Raw genomic sequence first — 13,832 nt, 5'->3', positions numbered from 1 at the left:
GGGAGACAGGTATTTTCATGCTGGGCTCAACCGCGATCGCTGCCTGGTAGCAGGAGTCGGGTCGGGCTCTCGGGCGCTATAGTCCCCCCGCACGTCTGTACGGAGAGGACAACCGATGGCGACAGCTCTTTCGCTTCCCGTGACATATCTGGTCGGAAGCGCCAACGCACCGACGCGACAGATCGCGATGGAGAAATTCGGCACGATGTGGGAGTACCTGCCGTCGTTTCCGGAGGGGGACACGGCTTTTCCCGGTTGGATCATGCCGCGGCTGCGCAGTACCTTCGCGCTTCCTGGAATGCGGAAGGTGAAGGACGGAAATATCGAATTGGCCTATCCGGGGATGCCTGGTTACGAGTACACGGGCGAGCGTGAGCTCGAGATCCCGCCGGTGCTGCTGGGTTATTTCGATCAAGCCGAGGCGGCCAAGCCGATTCTGGAGCGCATGATCGAGGAGCGCGGCAGCAGCAAGAGCTATCAGGCATGCATTGTCGATCCGTACGATCACGCGTACTTCGCCCTGGGTCCGGCCGGACTCGAGCAGCATTACGAGTCGTTTCGGAAACCGGCGCTGGAAGAGATCTTCGCCATCCATCGGTTGTTCGACGGTGACGTGGTGTTCCAACTCGAGAGTCCAGGGCGCATGTTGACGATCGAGGTGATCGAGTCGGCGCAAGAGCGGGCCGCGAAAGCTGTTGAGCTGGCTTCGGATCTGGCCGCATTCGTGCGCCGGATGCCGGAGGGTGCCCGTGTCACGATCCATCTGTGTCGCGGCGACTGGGAACACAGCACGTGGCTGAAGCAGATCAACGGTTTCGAGCCGGTGGTGCTCTTGGTCAATGCCATTGTGGCGGCCTGGCCCGAGGGCAGAACGCTGCAGGGCATTCATATTCCGCTGGCGGCGGCCGACGTACTTCCGTTCGCCGACGTGGACAATCCCGATATCTATCAGCCGTTGGAGCAACTAACCACCGATGCGACCATCTACGCCGGTATCGTGCACGAGCAGGCGAGTGCGGACCATATCCGCTCGGCCTTGACGCAAGCGCGGAAGTATTACCCGCGTCCGTTCGGCGGGCTGAGCACGTCGTGCGGTATGGCTCGGATGACCGAGGCCGACATGGACCACGCACTGCGATTGCTGACCGAATTGATGGTCACGACGACCGGTTGATCGGTTCGGGTGCCGCATCGTCGACCAGGTCTTATCTCGAAGTGGCGCGGCATCTATCGAGCCGAGTCGAATGGTGGTACTGGACATGTCCGGAACCGTCTTTCGACTCGGTTCGACGCCGGATCGCGGCCTAGCTCGATAACGCCCGTCAGTGCGACTCTGCGCGACGCTGATCTACGGCTGTCACGAAGTCGGGGTGTGCTGACACGATCAGCTGGTCGGTCGTGTCGGTCAGCCAGACATCCGCGAAATAGCGGGACCTAGTCCAGGCGACCACGGCGACAGCCAACACGATAGGAAAGCACCCGGGCACACCCGCGATGGCCAGTGGCACATAGAGCTGCTCGACGTGGAGCAGGCGTGCGACCAGAATTGCCCCGAACGTCAGCACGACTGCCAGCAATGCCAGCAACGCGATCCGCCGGAATCGCCTGACTTCATACAAGCAGTATTCGCAGGCCGGACATTCGAACCGGAGAATGGCCTCCGGCCCGCGTGATTCAGGGGGCCGCCATGGCAACCTCATGGACCGGAAGAAGACCCGCGCAGTGGGTATCTCCGATCCCGGCCCGTTGGAACGCACTCTGAAAGAACGACTTTCAACCGACGGCCGGCCGTGTTCACTGCACACATCGGGCATGGATTCGACCAGAATCAGTTCGAGCGGAGCAGACGTGAGAACCGGGGTCCAATCCGGATTCACCTCCGTCTCGAACAGCACCTTCTGCCGCTCGGTCACACCAGCCAGCCCTTCTGCTGACGGTCGCGAAAGTAGCGGTCGTCCTCATCCGGTTCCTCGGGGGTGACGATGCGGTCGCGGTTGGGCTTGCGTGTTCCCGGGTGCACGACACCGGCCGTCGGCTCGGTAGGTGTACCGGCCATTATCTACCGTCCGGGTAAGTGCGATCCAATTCCTCTGCGCGCGATTGGCATTGAACCTCATCAGCCATAGAACCCCTCCCTTCAGCGGCACTCCCCCACCGCGCTTGGTATCGACAAACCTTCACACAGCCGCACATGGGACGCAACCCGTCGATCGCGCGCCTCGGCAGCCGGTGTCAGAATTCCCCACCTGCCGTTGAGGTTTCGGACATGAAGGACCCGCCAGGATTGCGGAGACGGAGGGATTTGAACCCCCGGTCGCTCTCGCGACGCTCGCTTTCAAGGCGAGTGCATTCGGCCGCTCTGCCACGTCTCCAGGCCAACGAGAGTACCCGTCGCTGTGCGTCGTCTGACGAGGGGTCAGTCGGAATTGCCTACTTCGTGGTCGATGCGGGCGAAGACCTCGCCGACGATCTCGAGTTGTTCCGGACCCAGTAGGTCGATGAAATTGCGGCGCACCGCCTCGACGTGACCGGGTGCGGCGGCCTCCAGCCGACGCATACCTTCCTCGGTGAGTTCGGCGAGGACGCCGCGGCCGTCCTCGAGACAGGTGTTGCGGCGGACCATCCGCTGGGTCTCCAAGCGGCGGATCTGATGGGTCAGCCGACTGCGCGATGACAGCACGCCGTCGGCGAGTTCGCTCATGCGCAACGAACGGTCGGGGGCCTCCGAGAGCAGGACGAGGATCCGGTATTCGGCGAGGGTGAGATCGGAGTCGCGTTGCAGTTGACGGTTGAGTGCTGTCGCCAAGCGCTGGTTACCATCCATATAGGCCCGCCAGGCGCGCTGCTGCGACGGCGAGAGCCACCTCGGCTCGGCGGGCGCGTAGCTGCTCGGTTCTGGTTGCACATGGTCCATTCTAAGCGCGTCTGAACTGGGTAAATGCAAGACCCAGGGGTCTGGCGAAAGGCCTGGACATACGACTGATCAAACCCTGAATCAGCGGCTTGTCGCGATCAATGAACGGTCGAGCTCGGCTGGATTCGCGCAGCCGGACAGACCCATGACGGAGTCGAAGTCCGCGAGCAGAACGCGTAGCGCGTGGCGCACGCCTGCTCGGCCCGCGATGCCGAGACCGTACGCCCATGGGCGACCGTAGAGCACCGCCTTGGCGCCGAGTGCCAGCGCCGTGAGCATGTCCGAGCCGGTGCGGATGCCGGAATCGAACAGGACGTCCGCGCGGTCGCCGATGGTGGCGACCACGGCGGGGAGGGCATCGAGTGCGGCGATGGCACCATCTACTTGGCGGCCGCCGTGGTTGCTGACGACCACCGCGTCGGCACCAGTGTCGACGACTTGGCGGGCGTCGTCCGGATGCAGGACGCCCTTGACCGCGATCGGCAGATCCGTCCATTCCCGCAGGTGCGCGAGGTCGGCGGGGCGCAGGGCGTGGTTGCCGAACAGGCCGCTCCAGGTGAGGATCGCGGCTCGCATCGCGTCCTCGCTCTGTTCCGGGGGTGTGGAAAGCTTCGCTCGGAATACCGGATCCGATAGATAGTTGGCAATGCCCTTGCCGTGCAGGAACGGCAGGTGCGCGAGCTCCAGATCACGGGGTCGCCAACCGAGGCCCGGGGTATCGACGGTGACCACGATCGCCGACGCACCCGCCCGCTCCGCGCGCTCGACAAAGGATCTGGCCAGCTCGTTATCGGCGGGCCAGTACAGCTGATACCACCAGCTACCGGCCGCCGCGCCGACGGCCTCGATGGTCGACGAGGCGGCCGTCGAGAGCACGGTACCGACGCCGAGTTCCTTCGTAACCTCCGCGACGATCACCTCGCCACCCTCGTGCAGCAACTCCAGCACCCCGACAGGCGCGGTCAGCACCGGCGCGGCCAGTCGCGTCCCGAGCACCTCCACCGACAGATCGCGGGCCCCAGGTCCCGAGGTGCCGCGCAGCATCCGCGGCACAATCCGGTACCGGTCGAATGCGGACCGATTGGCCGCCGCCGTTCGCTCCCCCGACGCACTCCCCGCCACATACGCGAAGGCTTCCTCGCTCAGCACCTCACGTGCCCGCTCTTCCAAACCCGCAGCGGTCAATGGCAATTCGGGTACTACGCCACCCAGTCCGCCCAGGTAGATCTCGTTCTGGAAGTCGACAAAGCTGCTCACGCTCGGAACGGTAGTAGCTCGCCCTCATCCCCGCAGGCTGCTCGCCATAGTTCCCGCCTGACGACGCCGACCAGTGTGCGGGACGGCGCACTTCATGTGTGAATCGCACACTAAGTACCGAACCTGTCGCCGAATGCGCCTTACGTCCGATCGTGACAGCTGGGACCGAATCGGCTACTGGCGAGAATGATCACGTGGGAGCAGTCGAGTCGATAGCCAGGCCGAGGCCGATCATCGACAGTACGTGCGGCTACCGTCTCGATGCCGTCGCTCCCCTGGTCGCGTTCGCGGCCTCGGATTCGCTCTCTACCTCGCCGTCGAGAAGTTCGAGTTGCTCAGTGGCGCAATCCAGGCAAGTGCCTGTGGCACGACCAAAATCCCCGCTGATTCGGCAACAGACGCTACGCGGAGGGTGTTCGCGAGAAGGGGTGAGCAGCGGGCAGGCCGGGGGTAGGGGCAGGATGGGATGATGCGCGCTATCAAGCTGAACGGGTTCGGGGAACCCGAGGTGATGGAGTGGGGCGACGCGGCGGATCCGGTGCCGGGGCATGCGGAGGTGCTGATCGAGGTTGCCGCGGCCGGGGTGAATCGCGCGGATCTGTTGCAGCGGCGTGGGTTCTATCCGCCGCCGCCCGGGGCCAGTGAGGTCATGGGGTTGGAGTGTTCGGGGGTCATCGCCGAAGTCGGTGATGGGGTGCGCGATTGGCACGTCGGTGATCGAGTGTGCGCGCTGCTGTCCGGTGGCGGGTATGCGGAGAAGGTTGTTGTTGCCGCGACGCAGGTGCTGCCGGTGCCCGATGGGCTCGACCTGGGTGCGGCGGCCGCGCTGCCCGAGGCGGCCGCGACGGTGTGGTCGAATCTCGCGATGACCGCCGGGCTGGACGCGGGGCAGCTGGTGTTGATCCACGGCGGCGGCAGCGGAATCGGTACGCACGCCATTCAAGTCGCGGTGAGCCGAGGTGCGCGGGTGGCCGTGACCGCGGGCTCGCCGGAGAAGCTGAAGCGGTGCCGCGAGTTGGGCGCGAGCGTGCTGATCAACTACCGCGAGGACGATTTCGTCGCCGCGGTTCGCACCGAGGGCCCCGGTGCCGACATCATCCTCGACATCATGGGCGCCGCCTACCTGTCCCGAAACGTCGAGGCGCTGGCACCGCACGGCCGCCTCGTAGTGATCGGCATGCAGGGCGGTGTCACCGCCGAACTGAATCTCGGTGCGCTGCTCTCCAAATGGGGCACCATCCACGCCAACAACGTCCGCAACCGCCCTGCCACCGGCCCCAACAGCAAGGCCGCCATCATCACCGAACTTCGCCACCACGTCTGGCCCCTGATCGCCGACGGCACCATCGCCCCGGTCATTCACGCCGAACTCCCGATCACCGAAGCCGCCGAGGCCCACCGCCTGCTGGACTCCTCCGAAACCTTCGGCAAGGTAGTCCTGAACGTCCGCGACGCCTGACCCTGGTTACCCGAAGATGTTTCGTAGTGGAACCTGGCCGACCGCGCACCGGGCTGGGTCTGCCTGACCTAACCCAGATGACGCGGTCGAATCCGCGGTATACATCTATTGGCTAGCCGCGTATATCGACTGCTACTCGAGAGGCTGGCGATGACGTGCCGGAATCTTCTGGGCCGCCGATGGCCGCCCGGGCGTTGGGGAGCAGCGGTGAACTGTCGATCAGTGTGACGGCGGGATGCTCTGCTCGTATTGGAAGACGTTGTGGGGGTCGTACTTCGCCTTGATCCTGCGTAGCCGCTCGAAGCCCTGGCTCCCCCAGTAGGCGGTCTGCCACTCTTGCATTCCGACGTTCGGCACGTTGACGTAGGCGCCGTCCGCGTAGGGCCGCAGCGCCTGGCTGAACTCGGCGGTCCATGCCTGGGCCTGCGAGGTCAGCGGGTCGTCGACGCCTGGTTGTGTTGAACGAGTCCCCCAGGCCGCGCCGATCTCGCCGTAGAAAAGCGCGTCGCGATGCGCGAACGCCGTGCCGCCGGGCGGCTCCCTCGTGATCGCCCCACCGAAGGCATCGACGAAGTAGTTGCTCTCCTCTGTCGGAGCGTTTCGCATGAAGTCGCCGATGATGTCGATCGCCTTCTTCGGGAACCGCTCTTTGACGAACTCCGAGAAGAACTTCCAGTTCGCGGGCTCTTGCGCGAGCGGGACCTGGGCTACGGCAAAGAAGTCGCCCCAGTTACCGACCTGCACCGTGACATCGGGCCTGCCGACCGACAGGATCGGAGCCAGCATCTCTGTGGCCTGTGCCGCTGCCCCGTCCGCAAGCCACGCGGACAGCAGGATCTGGGACTTGTGGATCTCGAGCTCCGATCCCAGACGGCTGTCGGCGGACGGTACCGTACGCTGCCACGCTTCGAAGATCCCGTACAGGTCCCCGAGTCCATCCCATGTCGCCTGCACATAGGCGAGATGCTCGAGCGGATACACCTTATAGGTGAGTTGTGTGACGATCCCGAAGTTGCCGTTTCCTGCCCCGCGAAGCGCCCAGAGCAGGTCCGAGTGGTGCTGCAAGTCCGCGTTGATCACCTCGGCGCAGTCGTGACCCGACGGGACGACGACCTCGGCCGCCATCAGGCTGTCGCAGGCCATGCCGAGCCAGCGGTTGAGGGGCCCGAGGCCACCGCCGAGCGTCGCACCACACAAGCTCACGCTGCCCTCGCTCCCGGTTGTAACCGCAAAGTTCTGCTTCGCGAGTGTCGTCACCGCTTCCAGTTGGTTCAGCCCGGCACCGACCGTCGCGATACGAGCGCCAGGGTCGATCTGGACCGACTTCAGCTGGCTGACGTCGACAACGATGCCGTTGTCGAGGTTCGACCAGCCTTCGAGGGCGTGGCGGCCGCTGCGCACCCGCAGCGCGATGTTGTTCTGCCGCGCCCACGTCAGGGCGTTCACCACGTCCTGGGTTTCCTGTGCGAAGACGATGACCAGCGGATAGTGAGAAAAGAGCTGGTCCCAGCCGAGTCGCGCATCCGTGTACGACGCGTCACCCGGACGGACGATGTGGCCGGTCAGCGTCGCGGGCGGGCTTCCCGGGCTCTTACTCGGGTGGCCCGCGGCCACACTTCCCGGGGCGCTCGCGTCCGCAATATCCGGCGTGTCCGCGGCCGTAAGTCCCGCGACAACGACCGCTCCGACGCCAGCGGCCGCCGACGTCCTGAGCAGGTCACGGCGAGAAAGATCGCTCAAGGTTGAGATCCTCTCAATTGGTCTACGCCAGTACCGGGCTGCCAAGGGCCTTTTCTCGCTGGCCACCGGCAGTCCTTTGTGGTCGACTCCCGCACCGTAACGGGATGAGGTGGTGGTGTGTCCCGACACGCCAATCGAGAACGATCACGACAGCCGATGGACTGAGCACACGCTCTACTCAGCGGGATTCGACGGCTTTCACGATCGCCGAGTGCATACCGTCGTTGTCAGCCGTTGAGCCGTGAGCCGCTGTGGTCGCACATGTGCAGTTGGACCGAGTCGGCTGTTTCCGCAGCGCTTCCTGTTGAGGCACGACCGCAGTTGCGGCTTGGCGCGGGATGGCCAGCTCGGTGGTCGGTGTCGTTCCGGTACGGCGGGCAGGAGGTGTCGGCGCCAGCGCGGGATCTGGGCACGTTGTCGACGGTCGGTCGGGAGCCGGTGCGACGGTTCTCTTGGCGGCGAGGGCATAGACCACATCGGGACCCTCACGGGGGCAAATGGCTTAGTAGTGAACCGATTTCGACTAGTCCACACCGGTTCTGTGTCGGCAACCAGCGTGTCATTGCTCATGACAGGTATTGTTCGCGAGTAATGGGCTGATGCTGTGATCCATGCCAGCTGACGGTCAGTGATTTCCAAAGCCTGAGTGGTGCTGAATAAGAGCCCGCCCGATGGGAGCCGAACCGAACCCGCAGCCGAATCCAGCCGGGGGCGAAGCCCTCCGGCAGGACAGGGGGTCCGGGGGCGAAGCCCTCGGGGTGGGGGTGTGGGGGTTCCACCCCCACAAAACACGACGAAACGAGCACCGGCTCACGCTCTTCGTGAGCATGAGCCGGTGGCGAGTGAAGTGCGCCCGAAGGGATTCGAACCCCTAACCTTCTGATCCGTAGTCAGATGCTCTATCCGTTGAGCTACGGGCGCATGCGTGTTCAGTTATATAGCCCGGCGAACCGGGGTGTGGCGGAGGCGAGAGGATTTGAACCTCCGGTCCCCGTGAAGGGACAACTCATTAGCAGTGAGTCCCATTCGGCCGCTCTGGCACGCCTCCTGGAGCCTTCTCTTCGAGGGCACCGGTCCTTTCGAACCGCCGAACAGGAAGGTTACAGTAGCCGACGTCCAGATCGCAAAACGCCAGGTAATCACCGAAGATTGCTGTCGAACCAGTCGAAAATCCGGGTCTGGGAATCGATGAGATCGAAGTCGTCGTCGCCGCCGGGTCGGTCGGCGCGGTGGTGCAGGCCGGGATAGGTCACTACGAGGCTGGCGACCGCGGCGCGGGCGGTGGCGTCGCGGAGTTGATCGACTTGGGCGGGCGGGGTGTCCGGGTCGTCGGCGCCGAACAGTCCGAGCCATGGGGCCTGCAGATTGGGTGCCGCGCGGATGAGGGCATCGGCTTCGTCGGTGAGCGGTTCTACGATGCCGGATGCGGCGACGCTGACCGCGGCGCCGACGGGCCGATTGGTCGCCACCAGGAAGGCCGCGGTGCCGGCATGGTCGAAGCCGAGCACGCCGATGCAGTCCGGGAAGACGCCGCGGCGAGTCAGCCAGTCGAAGCAGGCGTCGAAATCGTCGAAGAGTTCGTCGCCGAAAACCTCGTTCGCCGGCTCGCCGTCGATGCGATGGAACAGATCGGGCGCGACCACCGTCCAGCCCTCGGTCGCCAGGGCTTTCATGAGTTCCAGCAATGGCCCGGTGAACTCCCGGGCTTCGGACAGCATCACGATGCCGCCGCGCGCGGCGCGCTCCGGCTCGGCCACCGTGATGGGCACATGTGCGCTGGGGGTCCGAGGCCGATCGTCGGTCGATTGTTTGGGGTCCGAACCGGAAATGATGTCGTCGCGACTACGTAGCGGCGCAATATCGTCGTAAATGCCCGACATGAAACAAGAGTAGGTGGATCTGCTGATCTTCGCGAGAAATTGCACGTGAGCGGCCCTGACGCGCAGATTTTCCGGTATCCGGCATATGGTTGAACGGTGACAGCGCACATCCGGCCGGACCTCGATTCGATCCCGGCGTACGTCCCCGGCCGCAACCATCCCGGCGCGGTCAAGCTCGCCAGCAACGAGACCACCTTCGGTCCGCTCCCGTCCGCGGCGAAGGCCATCGCCGAGGCCGCGGAACTGGCGAACCGCTATCCGGATAATCAGGTCACCGAGTTGCGCGCGGCCCTCGCGGACTTCCTCGGCGTCTCTTCGGCGAACGTGGCGGTCGGGTGCGGCAGCGTCGCACTGTGTCAGGAACTGGTGCAGATCACCTGTGACGCACCGACCGACGAGGTGCTGTTCGCTTGGCGCTCCTTCGAGGCGTATCCGATCGTCACCCAGGTCGGCAATGCGACCGCAGTGCAGGTGCCGCTCACGCGAGAGCATGTGCACGATCTGGATGCGATGGCCGCCGCGGTCACCGAGCGCACCAAGCTGATCTTCGTCTGCAATCCGAACAACCCGACCGGCACCGCGGTCGGCGAGGCCGAGCTGATCCGCTTCCTGGATGCGGTCCCCGAGCACGTGCTGATCGTGTTGGACGAGGCCTACTTCGAATACATGCGGCTCACCACAGAGCAGCGCCCGAATGGTGTCGAGCTGGGGCGCAATCGACCGAATGTCGTTGTGCTGCGGACCTTCTCCAAGGCGTACGGTCTGGCGGGACTGCGCGCGGGTTATGCGGTCGGTGATCCGGCGGTGATCAGCGCGCTGATGAAGGTGCACATCCCGTTCAGCGTGAACCGGGTCGTGCAGGCCGCCGCGATCGCCTCGCTGGAGGCGCGGCACGAACTGCTCGACCGCACCGACGGCCTCGTCGTCGAACGCGATCGGGTGCGCGACACACTGCTCGCCGCGGGCTACGAGGTGCCCCCGAGTGAGTCCAACTTCCTGTGGCTGCCACTGCGCGAGCGCAGCGCCGAATACGGCGAGGTGAGCGCGGAGGCGGGGGTGCTGCTGCGGCCGTACGGCACCGATGGCGTGCGGGTGACCATCGGTGATCCGCATGAGAACGAGCAGTTCCTGCGGTTCGCGACCGATCCGGATGTGTTGGCGCGCTTCGGAATCGGCTAGAGGCCCAACGCCTTCGAGATCGTCGGCCATGACGAACCCAACTCGTCGGCCCAGTATGGCCACGAATGCGTCCCGGTCGCCCGGAAGTTCGCGGTCACCGGAATTCCGAGCGCGGTGAGCCGATCGGCCAGCCTGCGGGTGCAGAGATTGGTCGCGGCCTCCAGCGGTCCACCGAATCCGATGGTGCTCACCACATCCGGGTTGTTCGGGGTGTCGTATTTGCCGGGCAGTCCGCTGCCGACCGACAGATAGATCGCCTTACCGCGCAACGCTTCCGCGTGCAGTAGCACGTCATGGTCCAGCCAGGCTGGATCGTGCTGATCGCCGAACATATTGTCCGGTCCGCCACGGTAGGTCGCGATGACCGCGCGAGCCTGCGCCTGTCCGAGATCGGTTCCCATCGAGAAACATCCGCTGTGCGCCGCCACCGCCGTGTACAGCTTCGGCTGCCGGAAGGCCAGCATCATCGCGGCCTCGGCGCCCATGGAGACGCCGATGACGGCATTGCGTCCATTGCCGTTGAACTCGGCGTCGATCAGTGGCGGCAGTTCCTTCGTCAGGAAGGTCTCCCACATATTGGTGCCGAGCACCGGGTCCGGGCGCTGCCAGTCGGTGTAGAAGCTGGCCGGTCCGCCGACCGTCAGCACCACGTTCACGTCTTTATCTTCGAAGAACTTGTCCGCGTGCCCGAGCTCGGTCCAGTTATTGCTCTCCGCCTCGGCACTGCGCCCGTCGAGCATGTAGACGGTCGGTCGCGGATGGTTCTGCTCACGCGGCAGTAACACCTGCACCTCGACGGCGCGACTCATCGCAGGCGAATTCACCCACACCCGCAGCCACCGGTCGTTGATGGGCACGATCCGATCGATCGAAGCGCGCGTCACGCCGGGAACGGTCGGCTCCGCGGGGGAGGGACCATCCGCCGAGCCGGTATTCGGGCGCGGCTGATCGCCCGGCGCTGCTAGCACCTGGGGTGGGCCGAACATCGCCGCACCGGCAATCAGTGCGACGCTAACTATGGCGCTGGAGACCCAACGCCGCACCTCGCGCCGAGACAGCATGCTGCCCATCCTGCCAGAAATGCGAAAGTGGGCGCGCCAGGCATGAACACGCCGGTCGATACGTGTTGTGAACCACCCGGAATGGCCACTTCGCGGCAAGGTCGCTCTGCCAGCGACGACGGCTCCTCGACCAGCCGCACTACCGGCGCGAGCACCCGGTTCAGCGGCCCGGCTGTCCAACCGCGCTCGAGCCGCGCCTCGTCGAAGTCGCCCTGCCGCATCCACCGGAAGACGCGCCAAATGCCCAGTAGCGAGGCACGATTCAGCAGTCCGATGATGATCAGGAAGTTGCCCGAGATACTGGTGCCCTACCGTCCCGTCCAGTGCCGCAGCCGCGAACTGATCGACCGACGGCACGGCGCACACAACGTACATGTCAGTCCGATCCGGACGGATCGGCAAATAATTGCTCGTGCCAGCCAGATTTCGAACAGGCATTACGTCGAATTAGGGCACACGGCCAGCACACCGGTCTTAGGCTGCATGCGGGCGTTTTCAGGCGTCGATTGGGACGAGCATGATCGTGGACAGCAAACGGCAGCAGCCAGGTCATGCTGCTGCGCGCGTGCCTGGCAACCCGACAGCCTGCGTGACCCCGCTTCCTGAAGCGTCTGCCGCATGGCGGTTCTCGGCAACGCGGAGGCTATCGCGCGGCCCCCCGGCGTAGCCCGGTGTCAGCCGCGCTCCGCGCGCGAAATTCTCTGCTCGATCAATGCCTGTCTGTCTAGCCGCAGTACCTCGTGCCCGACCGGAGAACACCGTGAATCAAGCGTTACCTGTCATATCGCTCGAAAGTGCCGCTGACACAATCCCTTTCGGAATCGATCTGAGAAGGCGGATGCGGGAGTGCGATGAGTTCTTCCGATTGCCCGAACTCGCGCATCTATCCGCGAACCGCCGCCGCACCGCTTTGGAGCAACTCCACCAAACCGGCAGCTACGTGCAGACCGCCGAGGAAATCCTTATCGGCGCCAAACTCGCGTGGCGCAACCACGCCCGCTGCGTCGGGCGAAAACACTGGCGATCACTGAAACTGCTCGACGCACGACGGGTACGCTCGGCCCGCGACCTGGCCGAGGTCTGTTGGCAGCACCTGCATATGGCGACCAACGGCGGCGCCATCCAATCGATGATCACCGTCGGGCCACCGCGTCAGGCCGACGGCCGCGAATTCCGCATCGTCAGCCCACAACTGATCCGCTACGCCGGTTATCGCAACGGCGACGGCACCGTAACCGGTGATCCGGCCAATATCGCGATCACCGAATTCGCGATGAAGCTCGGTTGGCGTGGTGCGGGCACGCCCTTCGATATCCTGCCGGTGCTCATCAGCACCCCGGACGAGCCGATCCGCTGGTTCGACGTCCCGCCCGAACTGGCGCGCGAGGTCGAACTCGAGCATCCCGAATTCGACTGGTTCGCCGGGCTCGGCTTGAAATGGCATGCGCTGCCCGCTGTTTCGAATATGAATCTGGAGATCGGCGGCATCACCTATCCCTTCGCGCCGTTCAACGGCTGGTACATGGGAGCCGAAATCGGCGCACGCAATCTCAGCGACACCACCCGCTACAACATGCTGCCGCTCATCGCAGAAATGATGTGCCTGGACACCAGGCACGAGCGTTCACTGTGGCGCGATCAGGCGCTGGTCGAATTGAATCGTGCTGTGCTGTACAGCTTTCGGAAGGCGGGAGTGTATATCGTCGACCATTATACGGTTGCCAAACAGTTCTGTGACCACGTCGATCGAGAGCAGGCAGCGGGCCGCAAATGCCCTACCGATTGGAGCTGGGTCAATCCACCGATTTCGTCGGGCGTGACCCCGACCTTTCACCGCTACTACGACGAACCCGAGCCCGATCTGCGCCCGAATTTCGTACGGCGGGACTTCGGCGGCGAAGCCGAAATCTGATCGCCGTTCGGCAGCGGTGGGGCGGTTGATGGACAAGAATGAGGCCATGGCACGACGTCCCATGGATTCGAAATGGGAAGAATTCGGCGCGCATCTCGAAGCTGCGCCGGCGCGGCTGCCGGTCGAGGTGCGGCGGTCGATTCGGGCGCGGGCCGCTGGGGAAGAAGGGGCCGCCGGGGTACCCGATGATCTAGCCGACTTCGTCGAACTGGTCGCCGAACGCTCGTATCGGCTCACCGAAAAGAACATCACGATGCTGGCCGAAGCGGGTCGCAGCGACGATGAGATCTTCGAGGCGGCCGTGGTCGCGGCCTACGGCGCCGCCGATCGACGGCTTCGCGCCGCCCGCCGCTGCTGGGAGGGGCGGTAGAAAATGTGGCTCGACGCAGTCGAATCCGGCCAGGAACTCCCGGCCCGAATCATATTCGCG

The 13,832-nt window shown here is 64.7% G+C and carries 13 protein-coding genes and 3 tRNA genes; 5 read left to right on the top strand and 11 right to left on the bottom strand.

Features of this window, described 5'->3' with window-relative positions:
• The first annotated feature begins 115 nt into the window (after positions 1 to 115).
• Positions 116 to 1,174: a hypothetical protein gene (locus ACIBG0_RS28225; RefSeq protein ID WP_397036350.1), complete on the top strand. Its 1,059-nt coding sequence runs from the start codon at positions 116 to 118 to the stop codon at positions 1,172 to 1,174.
• Between the two features lie 148 nt (positions 1,175 to 1,322).
• Here the strand turns inward: ACIBG0_RS28225 and ACIBG0_RS28220 are convergent, their stop codons facing one another.
• The 5 genes from ACIBG0_RS28220 to ACIBG0_RS28200 form a co-directional block, all read right to left on the bottom strand.
• On the bottom strand, positions 1,323 to 1,619 hold the full coding sequence (locus ACIBG0_RS28220) for a hypothetical protein (protein ID WP_397036348.1): 297 nt from the start codon (positions 1,617 to 1,619) through the stop codon (positions 1,323 to 1,325).
• Between the two features lie 290 nt (positions 1,620 to 1,909).
• Positions 1,910 to 2,056, bottom strand: a complete 147-nt coding sequence (locus tag ACIBG0_RS28215) for a hypothetical protein (RefSeq protein ID WP_397036346.1) — start codon at positions 2,054 to 2,056, stop codon at positions 1,910 to 1,912.
• Between the two features lie 231 nt (positions 2,057 to 2,287).
• A tRNA-Ser gene (locus ACIBG0_RS28210) sits at positions 2,288 to 2,372 on the bottom strand.
• A gap of 44 nt (positions 2,373 to 2,416) precedes the next feature.
• Positions 2,417 to 2,914 (bottom strand): MarR family winged helix-turn-helix transcriptional regulator, encoded by a 498-nt coding sequence (locus ACIBG0_RS28205; RefSeq protein ID WP_397036344.1) that lies wholly within the window; start codon positions 2,912 to 2,914, stop codon positions 2,417 to 2,419.
• 81 nt (positions 2,915 to 2,995) lie between these two features.
• Positions 2,996 to 4,171 (bottom strand): lactate 2-monooxygenase, encoded by a 1,176-nt coding sequence (locus ACIBG0_RS28200; protein WP_397036342.1) that lies wholly within the window; start codon positions 4,169 to 4,171, stop codon positions 2,996 to 2,998.
• Between the two features lie 469 nt (positions 4,172 to 4,640).
• Between ACIBG0_RS28200 and ACIBG0_RS28195 the strand changes: the two genes are divergently transcribed.
• Positions 4,641 to 5,630 (top strand): NAD(P)H-quinone oxidoreductase, encoded by a 990-nt coding sequence (locus ACIBG0_RS28195; protein WP_397036340.1) that lies wholly within the window; start codon positions 4,641 to 4,643, stop codon positions 5,628 to 5,630.
• A gap of 219 nt (positions 5,631 to 5,849) precedes the next feature.
• Here ACIBG0_RS28195 and ACIBG0_RS28190 read toward each other — a convergent pair whose 3' ends face one another.
• From ACIBG0_RS28190 to ACIBG0_RS28175, 4 genes are all read right to left on the bottom strand, one after another.
• Positions 5,850 to 7,436, bottom strand: coding sequence for an FAD-binding oxidoreductase (locus ACIBG0_RS28190; RefSeq protein WP_397036338.1), 1,587 nt, complete (start codon positions 7,434 to 7,436; stop codon positions 5,850 to 5,852).
• Between the two features lie 782 nt (positions 7,437 to 8,218).
• A tRNA-Arg gene (locus ACIBG0_RS28185) sits at positions 8,219 to 8,291 on the bottom strand.
• 37 nt (positions 8,292 to 8,328) lie between these two features.
• Positions 8,329 to 8,418: transfer RNA gene (locus tag ACIBG0_RS28180), tRNA-Ser, on the bottom strand.
• A 91-nt stretch (positions 8,419 to 8,509) separates the two neighbouring features.
• A complete protein-coding gene (locus ACIBG0_RS28175) occupies positions 8,510 to 9,250 on the bottom strand; it encodes a dienelactone hydrolase family protein (protein ID WP_397036336.1) in 741 nt (246 codons plus the stop codon).
• Positions 9,251 to 9,346: 96 nt separating this feature from the next.
• On the opposite strand from ACIBG0_RS28175, the gene hisC reads away from it, so the two are divergent.
• Positions 9,347 to 10,429, top strand: a complete 1,083-nt coding sequence (gene hisC / locus ACIBG0_RS28170) for a histidinol-phosphate transaminase (RefSeq protein WP_397036334.1) — start codon at positions 9,347 to 9,349, stop codon at positions 10,427 to 10,429.
• Here the strand turns inward: hisC and ACIBG0_RS28165 are convergent.
• Together ACIBG0_RS28165 and ACIBG0_RS28160 are read right to left on the bottom strand one after the other, a co-directional pair.
• Entirely contained in the window at positions 10,426 to 11,490 is a 1,065-nt protein-coding gene (locus tag ACIBG0_RS28165; RefSeq protein ID WP_397036332.1) for an alpha/beta hydrolase, read from the bottom strand. The genes hisC and ACIBG0_RS28165 overlap by 4 nt on opposite strands.
• Entirely contained in the window at positions 11,445 to 11,789 is a 345-nt protein-coding gene (locus ACIBG0_RS28160; RefSeq protein WP_397036617.1) for a hypothetical protein, read from the bottom strand. The genes ACIBG0_RS28165 and ACIBG0_RS28160 overlap by 46 nt, the downstream gene beginning before the upstream one ends.
• A 539-nt stretch (positions 11,790 to 12,328) precedes the next feature.
• Between ACIBG0_RS28160 and ACIBG0_RS28155 the strand changes: the two genes are divergently transcribed.
• Positions 12,329 to 13,402, top strand: coding sequence for a nitric oxide synthase oxygenase (locus tag ACIBG0_RS28155; RefSeq protein WP_397036330.1), 1,074 nt, complete (start codon positions 12,329 to 12,331; stop codon positions 13,400 to 13,402).
• A gap of 46 nt (positions 13,403 to 13,448) precedes the next feature.
• The gene (locus ACIBG0_RS28150) at positions 13,449 to 13,772 is read left to right on the top strand and encodes a hypothetical protein (RefSeq protein WP_397036328.1); all 324 of its coding nucleotides are present in this window, start codon (positions 13,449 to 13,451) and stop codon (positions 13,770 to 13,772) included.
• Positions 13,773 to 13,832: the final 60 nt, after the last annotated feature.

This window comes from Nocardia sp. NPDC050630 (genome assembly GCF_044457245.1).
Classification (GTDB): Bacteria; Actinomycetota; Actinomycetes; order Mycobacteriales; family Mycobacteriaceae; genus Nocardia.
The sequence above is the reverse complement of the archived record's forward strand: the minus strand, read 5'-3'. Positions and strand labels throughout refer to the sequence as shown.

Bases quoted from the DNA above. Each gene is read 5' to 3' on its own strand.
- ACIBG0_RS28225 (WP_397036350.1), top strand. From the start codon at position 116: ATGGCGACAGCTCTTTCGCTTCCCGTGACATATCTGGTCGGAAGCGCC.
- ACIBG0_RS28215 (WP_397036346.1), bottom strand. From the start codon at position 2,056: ATGGCCGGTACACCTACCGAGCCGACGGCCGGTGTCGTGCACCCGGGA.
- ACIBG0_RS28205 (WP_397036344.1), bottom strand. From the start codon at position 2,914: ATGGACCATGTGCAACCAGAACCGAGCAGCTACGCGCCCGCCGAGCCG.
- ACIBG0_RS28195 (WP_397036340.1), top strand. From the start codon at position 4,641: ATGCGCGCTATCAAGCTGAACGGGTTCGGGGAACCCGAGGTGATGGAG.
- ACIBG0_RS28175 (WP_397036336.1), bottom strand. From the start codon at position 9,250: ATGTCGGGCATTTACGACGATATTGCGCCGCTACGTAGTCGCGACGAC.
- ACIBG0_RS28165 (WP_397036332.1), bottom strand. From the start codon at position 11,490: ATGCTGTCTCGGCGCGAGGTGCGGCGTTGGGTCTCCAGCGCCATAGTT.
- ACIBG0_RS28155 (WP_397036330.1), top strand. From the start codon at position 12,329: ATGCGGGAGTGCGATGAGTTCTTCCGATTGCCCGAACTCGCGCATCTA.
- ACIBG0_RS28150 (WP_397036328.1), top strand. From the start codon at position 13,449: ATGGCACGACGTCCCATGGATTCGAAATGGGAAGAATTCGGCGCGCAT.